At 75.8% G+C, this 17,213-nt stretch carries 12 protein-coding genes and 1 riboswitch; of the genes, 5 read left to right on the forward strand and 7 right to left on the reverse strand.

Translation table 11 applies throughout. The features are described 5' to 3' along the window. Nucleotides 1-42 precede the first annotated feature (42 nt). Nucleotides 43-951 carry an ion transporter gene (locus AW27_RS06255; RefSeq protein WP_037915522.1) on the forward strand — a complete coding sequence of 303 codons (909 nt, stop codon included), beginning with the start codon at nucleotides 43-45 and terminating at the stop codon, nucleotides 949-951. A gap of 19 nt (nucleotides 952-970) precedes the next feature. Here AW27_RS06255 and AW27_RS06260 read toward each other — a convergent pair whose 3' ends face one another. Genes AW27_RS06260 through AW27_RS06275 form a run of 4 tightly spaced genes read right to left on the reverse strand, consistent with a single transcriptional unit; the run spans nucleotide 971 to nucleotide 8,995 of the window. Beyond that, nucleotides 971-4,561, reverse strand: coding sequence for an SAV_2336 N-terminal domain-related protein (locus AW27_RS06260; RefSeq protein ID WP_037915520.1), 3,591 nt, complete (start codon nucleotides 4,559-4,561; stop codon nucleotides 971-973). Then, on the reverse strand, nucleotides 4,558-5,628 hold the full coding sequence (locus AW27_RS06265) for an AAA family ATPase (RefSeq protein WP_106967495.1): 1,071 nt from the start codon (nucleotides 5,626-5,628) through the stop codon (nucleotides 4,558-4,560). Before AW27_RS06265 ends, AW27_RS06260 begins: the two co-directional genes overlap by 4 nt. Nucleotides 5,629-5,675: 47 nt before the next feature. Continuing rightward, nucleotides 5,676-7,739 carry a VMAP-C domain-containing protein gene (locus AW27_RS06270; RefSeq protein WP_037915518.1) on the reverse strand — a complete coding sequence of 688 codons (2,064 nt, stop codon included), beginning with the start codon at nucleotides 7,737-7,739 and terminating at the stop codon, nucleotides 5,676-5,678. Then, nucleotides 7,736-8,995, reverse strand: coding sequence for a hypothetical protein (locus AW27_RS06275; RefSeq protein WP_052030002.1), 1,260 nt, complete (start codon nucleotides 8,993-8,995; stop codon nucleotides 7,736-7,738). The genes AW27_RS06270 and AW27_RS06275 overlap by 4 nt, the downstream gene beginning before the upstream one ends. Nucleotides 8,996-9,365: 370 nt before the next feature. Here AW27_RS06275 and AW27_RS06280 point away from each other — a divergent pair, with 370 nt between their 5' ends. From AW27_RS06280 to AW27_RS06295, 4 genes are all read left to right on the forward strand, one after another. Beyond that, nucleotides 9,366-10,325, forward strand: coding sequence for a trypsin-like serine peptidase (locus AW27_RS06280; protein ID WP_052030000.1), 960 nt, complete (start codon nucleotides 9,366-9,368; stop codon nucleotides 10,323-10,325). Nucleotides 10,326-10,471: 146 nt separating this feature from the next. Continuing rightward, nucleotides 10,472-11,749: a precorrin-6y C5,15-methyltransferase (decarboxylating) subunit CbiE gene (cbiE, locus tag AW27_RS06285; protein ID WP_078555758.1), complete on the forward strand. Its 1,278-nt coding sequence runs from the start codon at nucleotides 10,472-10,474 to the stop codon at nucleotides 11,747-11,749. Beyond that, on the forward strand, nucleotides 11,746-12,495 hold the full coding sequence (cobM, locus tag AW27_RS06290) for a precorrin-4 C(11)-methyltransferase (protein WP_037915514.1): 750 nt from the start codon (nucleotides 11,746-11,748) through the stop codon (nucleotides 12,493-12,495). Before cbiE ends, cobM begins: the two co-directional genes overlap by 4 nt. After that, nucleotides 12,485-13,243: a cobalt-precorrin-6A reductase gene (locus tag AW27_RS06295; protein WP_037915513.1), complete on the forward strand. Its 759-nt coding sequence runs from the start codon at nucleotides 12,485-12,487 to the stop codon at nucleotides 13,241-13,243. The genes cobM and AW27_RS06295 overlap by 11 nt, the downstream gene beginning before the upstream one ends. A gap of 75 nt (nucleotides 13,244-13,318) precedes the next feature. On the opposite strand, the gene AW27_RS06300 is transcribed toward AW27_RS06295, so the two are convergent. The 3 genes from AW27_RS06300 to AW27_RS06310 are packed head-to-tail and all read right to left on the reverse strand — an operon-like array spanning nucleotide 13,319 to nucleotide 16,750. Next, nucleotides 13,319-14,818 (reverse strand): precorrin-2 C(20)-methyltransferase, encoded by a 1,500-nt coding sequence (locus tag AW27_RS06300; RefSeq protein WP_037915511.1) that lies wholly within the window; start codon nucleotides 14,816-14,818, stop codon nucleotides 13,319-13,321. Beyond that, nucleotides 14,815-15,462, reverse strand: coding sequence for a precorrin-8X methylmutase (locus AW27_RS06305; protein ID WP_037915509.1), 648 nt, complete (start codon nucleotides 15,460-15,462; stop codon nucleotides 14,815-14,817). The genes AW27_RS06300 and AW27_RS06305 overlap by 4 nt, the downstream gene beginning before the upstream one ends. A 4-nt stretch (nucleotides 15,463-15,466) precedes the next feature. Continuing rightward, nucleotides 15,467-16,750 (reverse strand): cobalamin biosynthesis protein CobG, encoded by a 1,284-nt coding sequence (locus AW27_RS06310; protein ID WP_052030199.1) that lies wholly within the window; start codon nucleotides 16,748-16,750, stop codon nucleotides 15,467-15,469. Nucleotides 16,751-17,085: 335 nt separating this feature from the next. Further along, nucleotides 17,086-17,213: riboswitch (cobalamin riboswitch) on the forward strand.

Here is a 17,213-nt window from a genome sequence, read left to right on the forward strand (position 1 = left end):
GCCCCTCGGCCCCGACGCACGCGCAGAAGCACGAGGAGCACGATGACACACCCCAGGCCGGCCGGACGCCGCCGGATGAAACTGGCAGCCCGGTGCCGGGTGGCCACTGAGGCCTCCGCCTTCGGGATGGTCGTCTTCTGCGTGATCCTGCTCAACGCCGCGCTGATGGGCGTCGAGACGTACAGCGGGCTGGCCGCGGAGTACCAGGGCGTGCTGCGGATCGCCGAGCGGTGCTGCCTGGCCCTGTTCACGCTGGAGATGCTGCTGCGCGTCGGCGCCTTCGCGGACCGGCCGAGCGCGTTCTTGCGCGACCCGTGGAACGTCTTCGACCTCGCGGTGGTCGCCTCCGCCTTCGTCCCGTTCGTCCGCGAGAACACCACCCTGCTGCGGCTGCTGCGGCTGGCCCGGGTACTGCGCACGGCCCGTTTCCTGCCGCACCTGCGCATCCTGCTGATCGCGGTCGGCCGCAGCCTGCCCGGCACCGCCAGCTTCCTGTTCGTCGGCGGACTGGTCCTGTACGTGTACGCCATGGTCGGCTGGGTCTGCTTCGCCGAGTCCGACCCCGGACACTACGGCTCCGTGGGCCGCGCGATGCTCACGCTGTTCCTGCTGACCACCCTCGACGGCCTGACGGACGCCGTCCGCGCGGGACTGGAGATCTCCCGCCTGAGCATCGTCTACTACGCCTCCTACGCGCTGCTCGCCTCCTTCGTCCTGGTCAACGTCCTGATCGGGGTGGTCCTCAACTCCCTCGACGAGGCACGTGAGATCGAGGACGCCGCCGGCCGCGAACGCCGGCAGCCGGACCCGCAGCCGAGCGCGGGAACCGCCCCGGACGTCCGGGACCGCATCGCGGCGGCGCGCCGCGCCCTGGACGAGATCGAGGCGGGCCTCCCCGCCCGGGACGGGCTTCCCCCACGCGTCCTGGAGACCTCCCGCAGCGGCTCCTGACCGGTCGGACGCCGCCCGTTCACTGTTCCCCGCCGCCGAGCAGGTGGATGTCCCAGGTGTCGTCCGGACGCCGGCGGACCGCCCAGCGGCCTGGCCGGTCCTCGAAGGCGGACCCGGGCGGCTCCCGGAGGCTCAGCTGTTCCAGCCTGACCCTGCCCCGGAAGGTGGCTCCGCCGAAGTCCACCGGTCCTCGGAACACCGCACCGGTGGACACCAGTCCCAGTTCCCAGGTCGTGGAGGCGAAGGAGACCGGTCCGGTGAAGGAGGCCCCGCTCAGCCCGGTCAGGCCGCAGAACACCGCGCGCGAGAAGTCCGCGGCCGCGACCGCCCGCAGCCCGTTCAGGTCCGCCGAGGCCTCCAGCACCGCACGGGCGAAGGACACCTCGTCCAGGAAGACGCTGTCCGAGAAGCCCGCCAGTCCGCGGAACTGCGCGCGGCGGAAGTCGGCTCCCGCCCGGAACCGGCTGCGGTCGAAGTCGCCGACGCCCAGGAACACGGCGCGGTCGAAGGAGGCCCGTCCGGCGAAGGTGGAGTTCCCGAGCCTGGCCCGCCCGGCGAAAACGGCCCGGGTGAAGGATGCGCGGGCCAGGAACTCGATGCCGCCCTCGTTCCAGTCGTCCACGAAGGTGGCGCGGTCGAAGGCCGCCCCGCCCAGCGTGACGGGCTGCGAGCGGGACTCCCGCAAGACGTTCAGGAGCCGCTGGAGCAGCCCTCCCTCGAAGGTGGTTCCCCGGAAGTCCACCGCGGCCCCGGGCCCGAGGGTCTCCAGGTACGCGTGCTCCTCGTCGGGATCGAGATGGGCGAGGCACGCGTCGTGGCCGGGCAGCCGGATTCCCGTGCACGGGGCGCGGAGATCCTCCGCCCCACGGCGACCGCACACCGGCCACGCGACGCCGGCCTCCTGTGACCCGTCGGCCTCGGTCAGGGCCGCGCCGAGTCCCTGGGGGTCGGTGCACAACCAGCCGTCCCCCGTGCCGCCGAGCGGCACGAGGGCACGCGTCGCCGTGGGGCCGACCTCCTCGCCGAGCGCCTCGTACAGGGGGTGGGACAGGGCGACGTTCAGGGACCAGGGAAACCGCCGGCGCCGCTCCGTCATCCCGGGATGCCGGACGATCCGGACGGCCTCGGACGCGGGCGGCCCGGTGGGGTCGCCGCCCAGCGGGACGGTCGCGGCAGGCCCCACGGCCACGGCCACGTCGAGCGGGAGGGGACCGCTGCCCAGACCTGCGAACCGGCCCGTCTCGTCGTGGAGTTCGGTCAGCAGTCGGCCGGCCTTGCCGAGGGCTCCCGGCCCCGCCAGCAGCAGGACCACGGGTGCACCGGGCTCACCGCCGTCCGGCCGCTCGGTGACGCCCGCCTCCGCGACGCACCGCGTCAGCAGTTCCACCGTCTCCGCGTGGAGCGAGCTGCCGGCCCGATGCACACCATCGCCGGCGGGCCGCACGGCCAGGCACACGGAGGCGGTCGCCACCGGACGTACCGGCCCGTGCTCCGCCATCACGGCACGGAAGCCGGGCTGTTCCAGGAGGGCGCGGCCCGACAGGAACACCATGCGGTCGGGCCAGACGCCGTGGACGACGCCGATCAGCGTGCCGTCGCGGGAGACCGGGCCGCCGCGGTAGTGGGTCCAGGCCTCCGGTTCCCCGGACAGCCGGACCAGCTCCCCGTTGCGGGCGCCCTCGTACGGAACCACCTCCCCCGTCAGGGCGACGGGCTCCCCCTGGTCGGTGCGGCCGTCGACCCGCACCCGCGCGACCTGGTCGTCCGCGGTCAGCCAGGGCAGGGGCAGCGCGCAGACCGTCGGGTCCGCGAGGTCCTCGTCGGCCAGCAGCAGAAACACCCTGGGCAGCGCGTCGTCCCACCACAGCGGTCGGCACGGGACCTCGCGACCGCCGGCCCGGACCCAGGCGACGGTGCTCCGGGCCGGCGGGGCGTCCCCGACCGTGAGGACCAGCCGCGCCGTGAGCAGGACGCCGACCTCCTGCGGCTCCGGCACCGGCTCGTGGCGGACCCGTACGACCCGGTCCGCCAGACCGGGTTCTCCCGGCGGCCGGGTGGCGAACGCCAGGGTGGCGTCGGCCACCCGGCGGCGGCCCTCGCGGCCGTCGGCGACACGGGTCGCGGAGAAGTCCGGCCCGGTGCCGCGGCTGCGGGTCATGTACTCCCACACACGGCGGCGGACCAGTTCCCGTACGGCGGCCACGTCCCCGCGCAGCTGCGAGCCGAGCAGCACCTCGCGGACACCGGGCAGGAACTCGAACTCCAGCTCCTCGGCGTCCCGTTCGTGGTCCCAGGGGGCGAACAGTCCGCCGAGGGCGACCTCGGCGAGGTGGCCGTGCTCGGAGCCTCCCAGCAGGGAGCGCCGGACCAGGTTCATGACCGGCAGGGTCAGCGGTACGGCGGCCAGGTGCGCGGCCAGCTGCTGAGCGGTCGGGGAGGCACTTGCGCGGAAGCGTTCCACCACGTCCAGGGGGTTGTGGGGAGCGGCCGCGGTGCTTTCGCCCACGCGCGGCGCTCCCGGCCCGCGCTCCGGATCCGCGTCCAGCCGCAGACAGCCCAGGCGTCGCCAGCGGCCGTCTCCGGCGACCACCCGCACCAGCCGGGCCAGACCGCCCGGGGCGACGCCGACCACGGGGACGATGTCGGGCGCGCGGCCGCGCGCGGTCCGCGATCGCCGGGCGGTCGCCACCCGTTGCCAGGAGCGGGTGGCCGCCGCGGGCCGGTCAGCCCGGACGGCGAAGGGGACCGGCCGGACGGCGCCGCGCGTCCAGAGCCGTTCGGGCAGCACGTTCAGCACGGCCACCGCGTTGTGCGTGCACCAGTGCCGGAGCACGCCCTGCACGGAGGCCTCGCGCCAGCCGCCCGCCACGGTGTCGGAGAGGACCAGGATCAGCCTGCGGCCCGCGGGGTCGGCCAGCTCCAGCGGGTTGCGGGGCGCGTCGGACCGGCCGCGGGTGAGCATCACGGGGGCGCCGTAGCCGGTGCCCGTCAGCCGCCAGACCCGTACGTCGCGGAAGACGCCGCTGCGGGTCAGTACGCGGCGCAGTTCGTCCACGAGGTCCGCCCACAGCAGCATCGAATGGTGCGTGTCGACCACGAGCGCCAGGTCCAGCCAGCGGCTCTCGGCCGGGCGCAGGACGGGGGTCGGCACCATCCGCTCGATGCTGCGCTCCACGGTGAGCTGCTCGTCGAGCTCTTCACCCGGACCTCCGATGGAGCGCCGGCCGACCGGCCGCAGGGCGCGCATCAGGGCGAGCGGGTCGTCGAGGGAGGCGGCGCGGGGCAGTCGTACGGGTGAGCCCCGGCGGCCGGCGCCGTCGTCGCCGGGTTTCCCGGCCGGGTCGGCGACGGATGCGGGGAAGAGCCTGACGGCCGGGTGGCCGTCGGCCGGGCCGCCGGCAGGCGTCGCGGCCTCGGGTGCCGTGGTGTCAGCGGCCGGCGGCCGCTCGTCCGCGGCGTCGCCGAGCGGCAGCGCGGGCGGGCGGGACCAGGCGGGGTCCACCCGGGCGGCCAACCACAGGATGTCGGCGATCTCCTCGGTGCCGATGCCGGGGCGCGGGCCCGCGTCCTCGGCACCGTCGGCGAGGGCGGCGAGCAGCTCCCCGATCACGCCGTGGGCCCGGTCAGGTGCTGCATGACGGTCTTGAGGAAGCGGTCGCGGTCGCCGGGCGCGGACCAGGCTCCGGCCAGGCGCAGCTGGATGGCGTTCAGGAGCTGGTCGGTGGCGAGGTCCCCGTCCCCGGACCGGTCGATGAAGTCCCGGACGAGTTCCCGGTACTCCCCGCCGGCCTCGACGTCGATGCCGAGGCGGCGGCGCACGATGAGGGCGAGCTTCTCCTCGCCGGGGGGCTCCAGGTGCAGGCGGACGCAGCGGCGCAGGAAGGCGGGCGGGAAGTCGCGTTCGCCGTTGCTGGTGAGGATGACGATGGGGAAGTAGCGGCACTGCACGCGGCCTTGCGGGATGCGTACGGCGGCGTCCGGGTCGTCGTCGGTACCGATGGCGACGGCGGGGTCCTCCTGGGCGAGGCGGGCCAGTTCGGGGATGACGAAGCCGCCGTCCTCGAAGACGGTCAGGAGGTCGCCGGGGAGGTCGATGTCGCTCTTGTCGATCTCGTCGACGAGCAGGACGCGGGGCCGGTCCTGCGGCAGCAGGGCGGTGCCGAGCGGCCCGAGCCGCAGGTAGCGGGAGATCGAGGGTGCGTGGGCGGGCTCGGGTCCGGCTTCGGGCGTGGGGGCGCCGCCGGGCGGACCGGCCGGCCTGCGCAGTTGGTCCAGCCCGGCCTCCTGGAGGCGGCCGATGGCGTCGTACAGGTACAGCCCGTCGCGGAGCACGGTCCGGCTGGTGATCGGCCAGTGCAGTACGGGACCCAGGGCGAGGTCCGAAGCGATGCTGTAGGCGAGGGTGGACTTCCCGACACCCGGCTTCCCGGTGATCAGCAGCGGCCTGCGCAGGTGCAGGGCGGTGTTGACGACGTCCTTCTCCTGCTCGTCGGGGACGTAGCCCTCGCCGCGGCTGCGGGTGCGCTCCCAGGCCGGGCCCTCGCACCCGGGCGGCGCGTACCCGGGGTCGGGGGTTCCGGTGAAGTGCCGCCAGGGCGGCGGGGGCCCGGCTTCCAGGCGGGCGCGGCGGTCCGCGCCCTCACCGGTCCCGTGGTACAGCCACCAGTCCTTCACCACTGCCTCTGCCTCCGTCGTCGTGTCGCCGTCTGTCGGTGGGGTCGGGGTCAGGCCAGGGACCGGAAGCCCGGTATGTCGTCGGGATCGTCCCACAGGAGCACCAACTGGTCTGCTCCTGAGTCGCGTTGGGCGGCGCTTCGGTCGCTCGCGGCGGCGCCGGCGGCCGCCCGGCGCACTTCGCGCACCCGCGCGGGCAGGGACAGCACGTCCAGTGCGCCGGGATCCGGCCGTCCGTCGGGCCCGTGCGGCGCGAGCAGGTCGAGGAGCGGGGGCGCCGGCGCGCCGCCGCCGCGCCGCCACACGGCGACCGGCACGCCGCCTTCGAGTACGGCTTCGAGCAGGCCCGCGTGCGGGGCGGCGACGGTGTGCGCGAGGACGCACGCGGGCGCCGGCCGGTCGGCCAACTCCATCCCCAGCACGTCCGTGACGTCGGTCTCCTTCACCACCCGTACGGCCTCGGGGTGCCGGCCGCCCCGGGTGCACAGCCAGCGCCAGCTGGCGTGCCATTCGGCGCGGGTGTCCACGCGTTCTTGGGGGCAGCGCACCACGACCTGGTGGAGCAGGCCGAGGGCCCGGGGCCGCCCGGCCGGGCCGCGGGGCACCGACCACTGGTCGAAGTCGGCGTCGAGGAGTTCGTACGGCACGTGGAACTCGATGCGGTCGACGCCGCCCCGGGTCCGCGGCCCGGCCTCGCCGCCCTCGGGCGGCGAGGCACCGACGAGGGCGAGCCGCCGCAGCAGTTCCCCCCGTACGGCGTCCAGGCGCACGGGCTCGCCCCCCGACTCCCAGATCTGCTCGGTGCGTTCGCCGCTCAGCCAGATCCGGGCCCGGAGGCCGGGCCCGCCGTCCGGCGGCGGCTCCAGCCCGACGTGCACCACGGTCGTACGCGCCGGGGGCGGCGGCGGGGGCAGCACCGGCAGGACGAGCCGCTCGCGGGTGGCGTCCACCCAGCCTTTCAGCCGCCCCGCCCAGGCCGCGTCGCCGGCCGTCCCGGCCCGGTCGGCGAGGAAGCGCACGAAGGGTACGGCCAGCGGCATCCCGCCGTGCCCGCCCTGGCGTTCGTCCAGGTCCTGGACCACCTCCAGCAGGGCGTCGCCGGGCAGGCCCCCGCCGACGGGGGTGGTGCAGCCGGCCGCCCTGAAGGCCCATGCGTAGGCCTCGTAGGCGCAGCGCGGCAGTTCGCGGCCTTCGAAGACCTCGGCGAGCCCGTCCCAGGCCTGCTGGTCGAGCCGGGCCGCCCGGGGCGGCGCGGGGGCGGTCAGGCCGTCGTCGAGGAAGGAGCAGGCGTCCCAGTCGCGGTCCACGAGGAACTGCGGGAGTTGCCAGCCCTCGCCGCGTTCGCGCAGTTCCTGGAAGGTGCGGTGGATGCTGCGGGCGGCGACCGGAAGCCCGCTGACGCTCTCCCGCAGGGAGCGTGCGCCGAGTTCGGAGAGGAGGGCCTCGGTGAAGCGGCCGGCGCCGCGCTCGGCGTCGTTCTGCGCGGCCTCGCCCTCGCGGGAGGCGTAGAGCCGGAACTGGCGGCGTCCGGGCACCGCGCTGCCGCCGCCGTAGTCGGTGCTGCCGAAGTTCCACCGGGCGTCGCGGGGCGCGTCCACCCGGCAGGAGTCGACGAGCGCGGCCTGGAGCGGGAAGCTGCGGTGCTTGACCAGGTCGGTGCGCCACCAGCGCAGTGCCGAGTCGAGGTTGAGGTGCCGGATCTGGCTGGGGCGGGCGTCCGCGCAGGGCAGCATCAGCTCCTGGCGCGGCCCGAGGTAACCGTGTCCGGCCCAGAAGATCCACAGCAGGTCGCCGTCGCACTGCGGGAGTTCGTCGAGCAGCGCCGCCTTGACGTTCTCCTCGGTCGCGGGCCGGTACGCGGTCCGCAGGGCGTCCATGGCCGGGGAGTCCGGCCAGTGGAGGGCGTCGGGTTCGTCGAGCGGGGACAGCAGCAGCCTGAGGTTGCCGGGCGGCACCTGGGCGGGGCCGGTCAGCCACTGGGCGAAGCGCAGGGCGTCGCGGGCCGGGCCGCGCAGGTTCCAGCGGTGGCTGATGTCGTAGCGCTCGACGCCGGCGACGAGCGCGAAGGTGCGCTGCGGGCCGAGGGCCGGGGGCAGGAAGTCGGAGGGGATCACCCGATCTCCGCTTCGGCCACCGCCTGTTCGATCCGGCCGTAGAGGGCGTCCTGTTTCCAGTAGGCGCTGTGGCAGGCGGGGAAGGGCTGGCGGCTGCCGATCTCGTGGTCGGTGATCCGCGGGTCGCCGGGGAAGACGGGGGCGGCCAGGTAGGACAGCACGTCCTGGCGGTCGTAGACGTTGAGCCAGCGCGGGAAGCCGTGGGGAAGTTTCGCGCCCGGTTCGAGCGCGGTCAGGGCGCCGAGCTCGTAGAGGAAGGGGGCCTGGGAGCCGACGGTGACGAGGAGAGCCGCGCCGGGGACGGCCTCGCCGCGGGCGGCGGCGAGGGCGAGGAGGTCCACGAGGGCGATCCCGCCGAGGCTGTGGCCGATGAGCACGGTCGGTCCGGGGGCGGCGGCGATCCGGGTGTGCAGGTACTGCCTCAACTCGTGGCCGCGGGCCTGGTAGCGCAGGATGTCGCCGAGCGCGGGGGTTGCCGCGGCGGTGAGGGAGCCGCGCCGGGCGTTGAGCAGGGGCTGGGTGGTGACCCGCAGGGCGAGCCGGCCGAGGAAGGCGGCCGCGCGGGCGCCGGGCACCCGGGCGTCGCCACCGAGGCGGGTGGTGAGCAGTTCGACGAGGCGGTCGCGTTCGGCGCCGGTGCAGTCGGCCTCGGCTCCGGCGTCGGCGAGCGCCCCGGCTGCGACGGCCCTGGAGAGGGCGGTCGCCAGCTCCCGCGCCTGCGGTTCGCCGGTGGCGCGTTCCGCGGCGCGGGCCGCCTCCGCGGAGCGGACGACGGCGTCGAGGGCGGCGGGGAAGTCCGCCGCGAGTGCGGTGCCATGCAGGAGCGCGCCGAGCTCGTCCCCGGGGTGCGGGGGCGCGGGCGGTAGGCCGGACAGCTGCGCGAGTACCCGGATCCCGGCGGGCTGGACGCCGGGCATGGCGAAGGGGTCTCCGTCGGCGACGTCGTCCGCGCCCCCGGGTCCGGAGGGCCAGCCGGCCTCGGCGAGGACCCGGAGTTCGCACAGCGGGTCGGCGAGCAGCAAGGCCCATTCGGCCGTCTCGGCGTCGGTGGGGTCGGGTGAGGCTCCCGTCGCGGACTTCGATCCGGGCACGGAGCGGCCGCCGGCGCCGAGGGTCGCGCCGAAGCGGTCGCCCCAGTAGCAGGAGTCGACGGCGGCGCCGGGGAATCTGGCCGTCAGCCGCTCGCGGACCAGGGCGAAGAGCCGGTCGTGCCGGTCGCGCCGTACGCCCGTGCCGTGGACAAAGAGAAAACGCATCGCCGCCCAGCCCCCTCGTGCCGTCGCCCCTCCGCCCCGGCACGATAGCGCCGGGCGCTCGGCGGGGGGCGGGAAACGGCGGGTCCGGCGCCACCAGAACCGAACGAAGTCGAACACACATGCGGCGACGCGGCGGCGTCGTGACGCGACGCGGGCCCGGGTCGTCCTCACGGCCGGGCGGCGGAGCGGGCGGGGACGGGAGCGGGTGGTAGGGGTGAGAGCTGTGGTGCGGATCCCGGACCGCCCGCTCATGGCATGTGCACGACGATAGGATGGGCTGTGAGAACGGACACGTACCGACCTCGGAACCCGGACCGCGCTCCCCCCATCGAACCGAGAGTCGGACGCGTTCGGGAGCGGGAGGGGCCACATGTCCAGCAGGGTCGAGGGGCGGCAGCCGGGGCGGGCCGCGGCGCGGGGCGGCGTGGCCGTCGGCCTCGTGTGCACCCTGGTCCTCGTGGGGGCCGGGTACGTCGCCTGGGAGCTGCGCGGCATCGCCGCCCACCGCGCCGACGGCGACCCGGCGCGGGGCGTCTACCAGCAGGACCCCGAGAAGGCCGACCGGACGGCTTCGGCCGTACTCGACGGGATCGCCCGTGAACCGACCGAACCGCCCGCGGACGGCGGGGCGTTCGCCGCGGCGGACGCGGTGGACTGGCGCTCCGGCGGCTGGGAGCCCTCCGATCCGTTGGAGGCCCGGCCCGCCCCGGCCGAACCGGCGGTCGGCGCCCTCTTCTCCCCCGGCAACGACGGCGACCCCGACCACCACTGCTCCGGCGTCGTGGTCCACTCGCCGCTCGGAGACCTCGTCGCCACGGCCGCCCACTGCGTGTACGGCGGCGGCTTCCGCACCAACCTCGCCTTCGCCCCCGGCTACCGGGACGGGATCGCACCGTACGGCGTGTGGGTGCCCACCCGCATCGACGTGGACCCGCGCTGGACGGCGGACGAGGACCCCGACGTCGACATCGCGTTCCTCCGGCTGCGCCGGCCCGGACACCCCGGCCAGCGGCTGGAGGACGTCACCGGCGCCACGACGATCGCCTTCGGAACCGAACTGCCCGCGCCCACACGGCTCGTCGGCTACCCGAACGCCTCCGAGCAGCCCCTGGACTGCCGGACCACCGCCCGCCCGGCGGGCCCGACGCAGGTACGGCTGGACTGTGCGGACGTGCCCAACGGGACCAGCGGCGGTCCGGTGCTGACCGATGGGCACACCCTCGTCGGGGTGATCGGCGGCCTCGACGGCGGCGGCGACGACGAGACCTCCTACAGCATCCGCTTCGGCGACCGCGTACGCGCCCTCCACGAACGCGCCACCCGGCCCTGACCCGCTCCTTCCCGAAGGGACCGCGGCAAGCCCCGCCGGCGAACGCCGGCGGGGCACCTGCCGGGGCGGGCGCGAGTGGCGCAGCCGCAGGCCAGTAGGCTGCGGGTCCGCCCTCCTGCCCCTTCCCGCCCCCGAGGTACAGCGCCGTGAGCACCGCACCGCCCCCCATACCCGTGACGGTCGTCGGCCTCGGCGCCGACGGGTGGGCCGGGCTGACCGCCGCCGCGCGGTCGTCGCTGGCCCGCGCCGAGGTACTGATCGGCGGGCCGCGCCAGCTGGACCTGCTGCCCGCCGCCGAGTGCGCCGGGCAGCGGGTGGCGTGGCCGAGCCCGCTCCGGCCGGCCGTACCGCAGCTCATGGCCGAGCACGCCGGGCGCCGGATCGCGGTGCTGGCCAGCGGCGATCCCATGTTCTACGGAATCGGCCGCGCCCTCTCCGAGGAGCTCGGCCCGGACCGCCTGCTGGTCCACCCGCACCCCTCGTCCGTCTCCTACGCCTGCGCCCGCCTGGGATGGCCGCTGGAGGACACCGAGGTCGTCACCGTGGTGGGCCGTCCGGTGGACCGGCTCGCGGCCGCGCTGTACGACGGCCGCCGGGTGCTCGTGCTCAGCGCCGGTGCCGCGTCCCCGGGCGAGATCGCCGCCCTGCTGCGCGGGCGGGGCTTCGGCCCGAGCCGGATGCGCGTCCTGGAACAACTCGGCTCGGAACGCGAGCACGTGTACGGGGGCACCGCCGAGGGCTGGGACCACGCGCCGGGCGACCCGCTGAACGTGGTCGCCGTCGAATGCCTCCGCGATCCGGCCCACGGCGGGCCGCGCCTCGGCTCCACCCCCGGCCTACCCGACACCGCGTACGAGCACGACGGACAGCTCACCAAGCGCCACGTGCGCGCCGCCACCCTGTGCGCGCTCGCCCCGGCCCCCGGCGAACTGCTGTGGGACATCGGCGGCGGCTCCGGCTCCATCGGCATCGAGTGGATGCGCACACACCCGTCGTGCCGTGCGGTGGCGGTGGAGCGCGTCCCGGAGCGGGCCGCGCGGATCACCCGCAACGCGGCGGCGCTCGGCGTCCCCGGCCTGCGCGTGGTCGTCGGCGCCGCTCCCGAGGCGCTGACCGGGCTGCCGGCCCCCGACGCGGTGTTCATCGGCGGCGGGCTGACCGCGCCGGGCCTGCTCGACGCGGTGTGGGCCGCGCTGGCTCCCGGCGGCCGGCTGGTGGTGAACACGGTCACCCTGGAGTCCGAGGCGGTCCTCGCCGAGCGCTACCGGCGCCACGGGGGCGACCTGGTGAAACTGGCCGTCGCGCACGCCGTGCCGGTGGGCGCTTTCACGGGCTGGCGGCAGGCGATGGCGGTCACCCAGTGGTCGGTGACCAAGCCGGCGACGGCAACCCAGACGGTAACGAAGGAGAAGGATCAGACATGACCGTGTACTTCATCGGTGCGGGCCCCGGCGCCGCCGACCTGATCACGGTGCGCGGTGCCCGGACCCTCGCCGCCGCCCCGGTCTGCCTGTACGCGGGCAGCCTCGTGCCGCGCGAGCTGCTCGCCGAGTGCCCGGCGGACGCCCGCCTCGTCGACACCTCGCAGCTGAACCTGGACGAGATCGTCGCCGAGTGCGTACGGGCCCACGGGGCGGGCCAGGACGTGGCGCGGCTGCACTCCGGCGACCCGTCCCTCTTCAGCGCGGTCGCCGAGCAGATGCGCCGGCTGGACGCGGCCGGTATCCCCTACGAGGTCGTCCCGGGCGTGCCGGCCTTCGCCGCCGCGGCCGCCGCCCTCAAGCGGGAGCTGACGGTCCCCACCGTCGGGCAGACCGTGATCCTCACCCGGATCGCCCAGCAGGCGACCCCCATGCCGCCCGGCGAGGACCTGGCCACCCTGGGCCGCAGCAGGGCGCTGCTCGTGCTGCATCTGGCCACCCGCTACGTGGACCGGGTGGTCGACGAGTTGCTGCCGCACTACGGGGCGGAGTGCCCGGTCGCGGTGGTGGCGATGGCGAGCCGCCCCGACGAGCTGGTCCTGCGCGGCACCCTGGCCGACATCGCGGGTCAGGTGAAGGAGGCGGGTCTGGTCCGCACCGCCGTCATCGTGGTGGGCCGTACGCTCGGCGCGGAGCAGTTCCGCGACAGCCACCTGTACTCCCCCGAGCGCGACCGGCATGTCTGCTGACACCGCCCCGGCGCACGTCCTGATCCTGGGCGGCACCACGGAGGCCCGCCACCTCGCGGAGGCGCTGGCGCGGGAGCCCTCCTACCGGGTGACGACCTCGCTGGCCGGGCGGGTCGCCTCGCCGGTGCTCCCGCCGGGCGGGACCCGGATCGGCGGCTTCGGCGGGCCCGGAGGTCTGGCGGCCTGGATCGGCGCGCACGGGGTCACCCATCTGGTCGACGCCACCCATCCCTTCGCGGAGCGCATGAGCTTCAACGCGGCCGCGGCGGCAGCCCTCTCGGGCGTCCCGCTGCTCGCGCTGCGCCGCCCCAGCTGGCAGCCCGGCCCCGGCGACACGTGGACGTTCGCCGACTCCCTGGCCGAAGCCGCCGGCCTACTGCCGGGCCTGGGCGGCCGGGTGTTCCTGACCACCGGCCGGATGGGCCTGCACACCTTCGCGGGCCTCGGCGGCCTGTGGTTCCTGGTGCGTTCGGTGGACCCACCGGCCGGGCCGGTCCCGCCGCGCCTGGAAGTCCTGCTGGCGCGTGGCCCGTTCACGCTGGACGACGAGCGGGAACTGCTGGCCCGGCACCGCATCGACGTCCTGGTGACGAAGGACAGCGGCGGCTCGGCCACCGCGCCGAAGCTGACGGCCGCCCGCGAGGCGGGCATCCCGGTCCTCGTCGTCCGCCGTCCGCCGGTCCCCGACGGCGTCGCGGAGGCGGACTCCGCCGCCGCGGCCCTCGGCTGGCTACGGCGCCGGGCGTGAGGACGGCGGGCCCGGGGTGCGGCAGGCACCCCGGGCCGGCGACGGCCGGACTGGCGCGTCACGGGTAGCGGCGCGTCACGGGTAGCGGCGCGGCGTCCACGTGATCCGCGACCCGTCGGGCCGCTCGGTGATCTGCGTCTGCGAGGAGCCGATCAGCAGGATCGTGCGCATGTCGACCTCGGACGGCTCCAGTTCGGCGAGCGTGACGACCCGCACCGCCTGCTCGGGGCCGCCCACGTCACGGGCCACGACCACCGGGGTCAACGGCGAGCGCAGTTCCAGCAGCAGCTCGCGGGCCTGGGCCACCTGCCAGGTCCGGCTCCGCGAGCCGGGGTTGTAGAGGGCGAGGACCAGGTCGGCCGCGGCGGCGGCGCGCAGCCGCTCCGCGATGACCTCCCAGGGCTTGAGCCGGTCCGACAGCGAAATCGTCGCGTAGTCGTGGCCGAGCGGGGCGCCGGCCGCGGCGGCCGCCGCGTTGGCCGCGGTCACGCCCGGCAGGACCCGTACGGGCACGTCCTTGTACGCGGGCTGCCCGGCGACCTCCAGGACCGCCGTGGCCATGGCGAAGACGCCCGGATCACCGCCGGAGACCACGGCCACCCGCCTGCCGCGCCGGGCGAGGTCGAGGGCGAACTCGGCCCGCTCCGACTCCACCTTGTTGTCCGAGCCGTGCCGTGCCTGACCCGGCTTGACGGGCACCCGGTCCAGGTACGTGGTGTACCCGACCAGTACCTCGGCGTCCGCGAGGGCCCGCCGGGTCTGCGGGGTCAGCCACAGCGGGCCGGCCGGGCCGGTGCCGACGACGACGACCTCGCCGGGGCCGGACGGCACGCTGCCGGGGTTGCCGATGCGGCTGGGCACCACGGCGACGGCGAAGTACGGCACGCTGTCGGGGTCGGTGTCGGCGAGGACGCCGGTGCGCTCACCCTCCATCGTGGCGCGTTCGACGTAGCGTGCCTCGGCGAGCCGGCCGCTGGCCTCCATCGCGCCGCGTACGGCGGGGAAGGTCCGGCCGAGCTTCATCACGACCGCCGAGTCGGTGGCGGCGAGGCGGGCGGTCAGCTCCTCCTCCGGCAGCGTGCCGGGGAGGATGGTCAGGACCTCCTCACCCTCCACGAGCGGGGTGCCGAGCCGGGCGGCGGCGGCGCTGACGGAGGTGACACCGGGGACGACCTCGGTGGCGTACCGGTCGGCGAGCCGCTTGTGCATGTGCATGTACGAGCTGTAGAAGAGCGGGTCGCCCTCCGCGAGCACGGCCACGGTACGGCCGGCGTCCAGGTGGGCGGCCAGCCGGGCGGCGGCGGCCTCGTAGAACTCCTCCATCGCGCCCTGGTAGCCGCCGGGGTGGTCGGTGGTCTCGGTGGTGACCGGATAGACCAGCGGCTCCTCGATGTGGTTCTCGCGCAGGTGCTTGGCGGCGATCGCGCGTGCGATGGACCGGCCGTGGCGGGCGCTGTGGTAGGCGACGACGTCCGCCTCCCCGATCACCTCGACGGCCCGCAGGGTCATCAGGTTCGGGTCGCCGGGGCCGAGCCCGACCCCGTAGAGGCGGCCCGTCGGCTGTGCGTCGCTCATTCGGCCACGCTCGCGATGGCGTTGAGGGCGGCCGCGGCGATGGCGCTGCCGCCGCGGCGACCGCGCACGACGAGGTGGTCGAGACCGGCCGGGTGCGCGGCGAGGGCGTCCTTGGACTCGGCGGCGCCGATGAACCCGACGGGCACCCCGATGACGGCGGCCGGGCGCGGGGCGCCCTCCTCGATCATCTCCAGCAGCCGGAACAGCGCGGTCGGCGCGTTCCCCACGGCGACCACGGAACCCTCCAACAGGCCGCGGTCGCGCCACACTTCGAGGGCGGCGGCGCTACGCGTGGTGCCCATCCTCGCGGCGAGCTCCGGGACCGCCGGGTCGGAGAGGGTGCAGATGACGTCGTTGTCGGCGGGCAGCCGCTTGCGGGTGACGCCACTGGCGACCATCTGGACGTCGCACAGGATCGGCGCACCCGCCTCCAGCGCGGCGCGGGCGCGCAGCACCACCTCGGGGGTGTACCCCAAGTCCTGCGGGAGGTCGGTCATCCCGCAGGCGTGAATCATGCGCACCGCGACCTGGGCGACCGAGGCGGGCAGCCCGGAGAGATCCGCCTCGGCGCGGATCGTGGCAAAGGACTGGCGGTAGATCGCGGCGCCGTCCTTCTCGTACTCAAACACGGTGTACTCGCTCATTTCTTCACTGCGTCTTCGGACTCTGGGGTGATGAGGTGGTCTCGCGTGCGGCCATCAGGGCGACCGCCAGGTCCGGCCGGTGCGGCAGGGTGTGCCCGTCCACGGAGAGCCGGTACCCGTCGGAGGTGGCGAGCGCGTCCACCCACTGCGTTCCGCGCGGGTGGCCGCACCGGCGTTCGCAGCCGGACCAGTGCACGGGCAGCGGCCCCCGCGCCCGCTCCACGAGGGCGTGCGCGTCGGCGCGTACGTCCGCGCGGGCCTTGGCGCAACCGGGGCGTCCGGTACAGGCGGTGACGGACTGCCAGGGACTTCCCGCGGACACGACCAGGCCGGCTTCTTCCAGCAGTGCGGGGCCGTCGACCGGGCCGCGAAGGGGGGCGCCCGGGAGCACGACGGTGCGCCAGGGGGTGACCCGCAGCCCGTCGCCGTGGCCGGCGACCTCGGCCAGGACCCGCCACTGGCCGGTGCTCATCCGGCCCAGCGGGGGCAGGACGCACAGGTCGCCGCGCGGGCCGGGCCCCCGGCCCCACGGCCGGGGCGGGGCGGCGTACGGCCAGTCCACCTCGGGGACGCGGGCCGCGTCGATGCCCGCGGCAGCCAGCCGGGCCGTGAACTCCCCTTCGTCCAGGGCGTGTCCGGCGGGCAGTTCGGCCACGCGCCAGGCCCGGGTGCCGGCCGCGTCCACGGCGTCGAGGAAGTACTCGGCGGCGAGCAGCGCGGCGCGCGGCGCGTCCTGCTCGGCGACGGACACGGCTCCGGCCGCTGCTCCGAGGCGTACCAGCGCCCGGTCGCCGGGCCGCCCGAGCACGGTGACGTCGGGGTCGAGAGCGGCCACGTCCCCGCGCCCGTCGTCGAGGGCGAACAGGAAGCGGCCGGACAGCGCGGTCACCCGGGTGTTCGCGCACAGCAGCCGGTCCAGCTCGCGCACCCGGGGCAGTACGTCCTGCGAAGTCGGGGTGGCCACGATGTTGCGCACCCGTTCGTGGCCGGGTGCGGGCAGCAGCCCCGCGCCGTCCAGCAGCCGGGCGAGTCCGGCGCCGCAGCCGTCGGCGAGGCCGCGCAGTTGCACGTTGCCGCGGGAGGTGAGTTCCAGGTGCCCGTCGCCGAAGCGGTCGGCGGCCGAGGCGAGGAGCACGGCCTGCTGCGCGGTCAGCTCCCCGCCGGGGATCCGGACGCGCGCGAGGTGTCCGTCGTCCGCCGCGTGGAGCCGGAGCGCGCCGGGACAGGCGTCACCGCGGTCCCGTATGACCGGTTCGTCCCGCGACACGGCGGAGGGGGGCTGGGGCATGGCGGCGAGCATACCCACGTTTCCCCTCACCGGAACTGTGTCCGCCGCCACCCTCCGTCACCCGGCGCGCCCGTCCGGCCCCCGCCGGCGCGCGAGGCGCGCGGACCGGGAAAGCCGGAATCCCCGCGCTTCTCCCCTCCGGCGCGCCGGCGTTTGAGGCGCGGGGGCCCGGGGGCAGAGCCCCCGCAGCGGCGCCGCACCGGTACGCCGCGGCCGCCCCACCCGGCGGAGCCCACCGCACCCGACACGACCACCCCCGCCGCGGCCGGCGGTGCCACCGGCCACCCCCACTCCCGACCACCGCAAACGCCACCTAGGATGACCTTCCGGCGGCCCATACGGTCCGCCGTCGCCGAGGACGGCGACATGGGAGGAAGCCCGGTGCGAATCCGGCGCGGTCCCGCCACTGTGAACCCGGCAGCGCCACTGGGCCGGGTGAGTCAGGAACTCCCGCTGTCCTCAC

The organism is Streptomyces sp. PCS3-D2 (genome assembly GCF_000612545.2).
GTDB lineage: Bacteria > Actinomycetota > Actinomycetes > Streptomycetales > Streptomycetaceae > Streptomyces.

Bases quoted from the DNA above. Each gene is read 5' to 3' on its own strand.
- AW27_RS06280 (WP_052030000.1), top strand. From the start codon at position 9,366: ATGTCCAGCAGGGTCGAGGGGCGGCAGCCGGGGCGGGCCGCGGCGCGG.
- AW27_RS06310 (WP_052030199.1), bottom strand. From the start codon at position 16,750: ATGCCCCAGCCCCCCTCCGCCGTGTCGCGGGACGAACCGGTCATACGG.
- AW27_RS06295 (WP_037915513.1), top strand. From the start codon at position 12,485: ATGTCTGCTGACACCGCCCCGGCGCACGTCCTGATCCTGGGCGGCACC.
- cobM (WP_037915514.1), top strand. From the start codon at position 11,746: ATGACCGTGTACTTCATCGGTGCGGGCCCCGGCGCCGCCGACCTGATC.
- AW27_RS06300 (WP_037915511.1), bottom strand. From the start codon at position 14,818: ATGAGCGACGCACAGCCGACGGGCCGCCTCTACGGGGTCGGGCTCGGC.
- AW27_RS06275 (WP_052030002.1), bottom strand. From the start codon at position 8,995: ATGCGTTTTCTCTTTGTCCACGGCACGGGCGTACGGCGCGACCGGCAC.
- AW27_RS06305 (WP_037915509.1), bottom strand. From the start codon at position 15,462: ATGAGCGAGTACACCGTGTTTGAGTACGAGAAGGACGGCGCCGCGATC.
- AW27_RS06255 (WP_037915522.1), top strand. From the start codon at position 43: ATGACACACCCCAGGCCGGCCGGACGCCGCCGGATGAAACTGGCAGCC.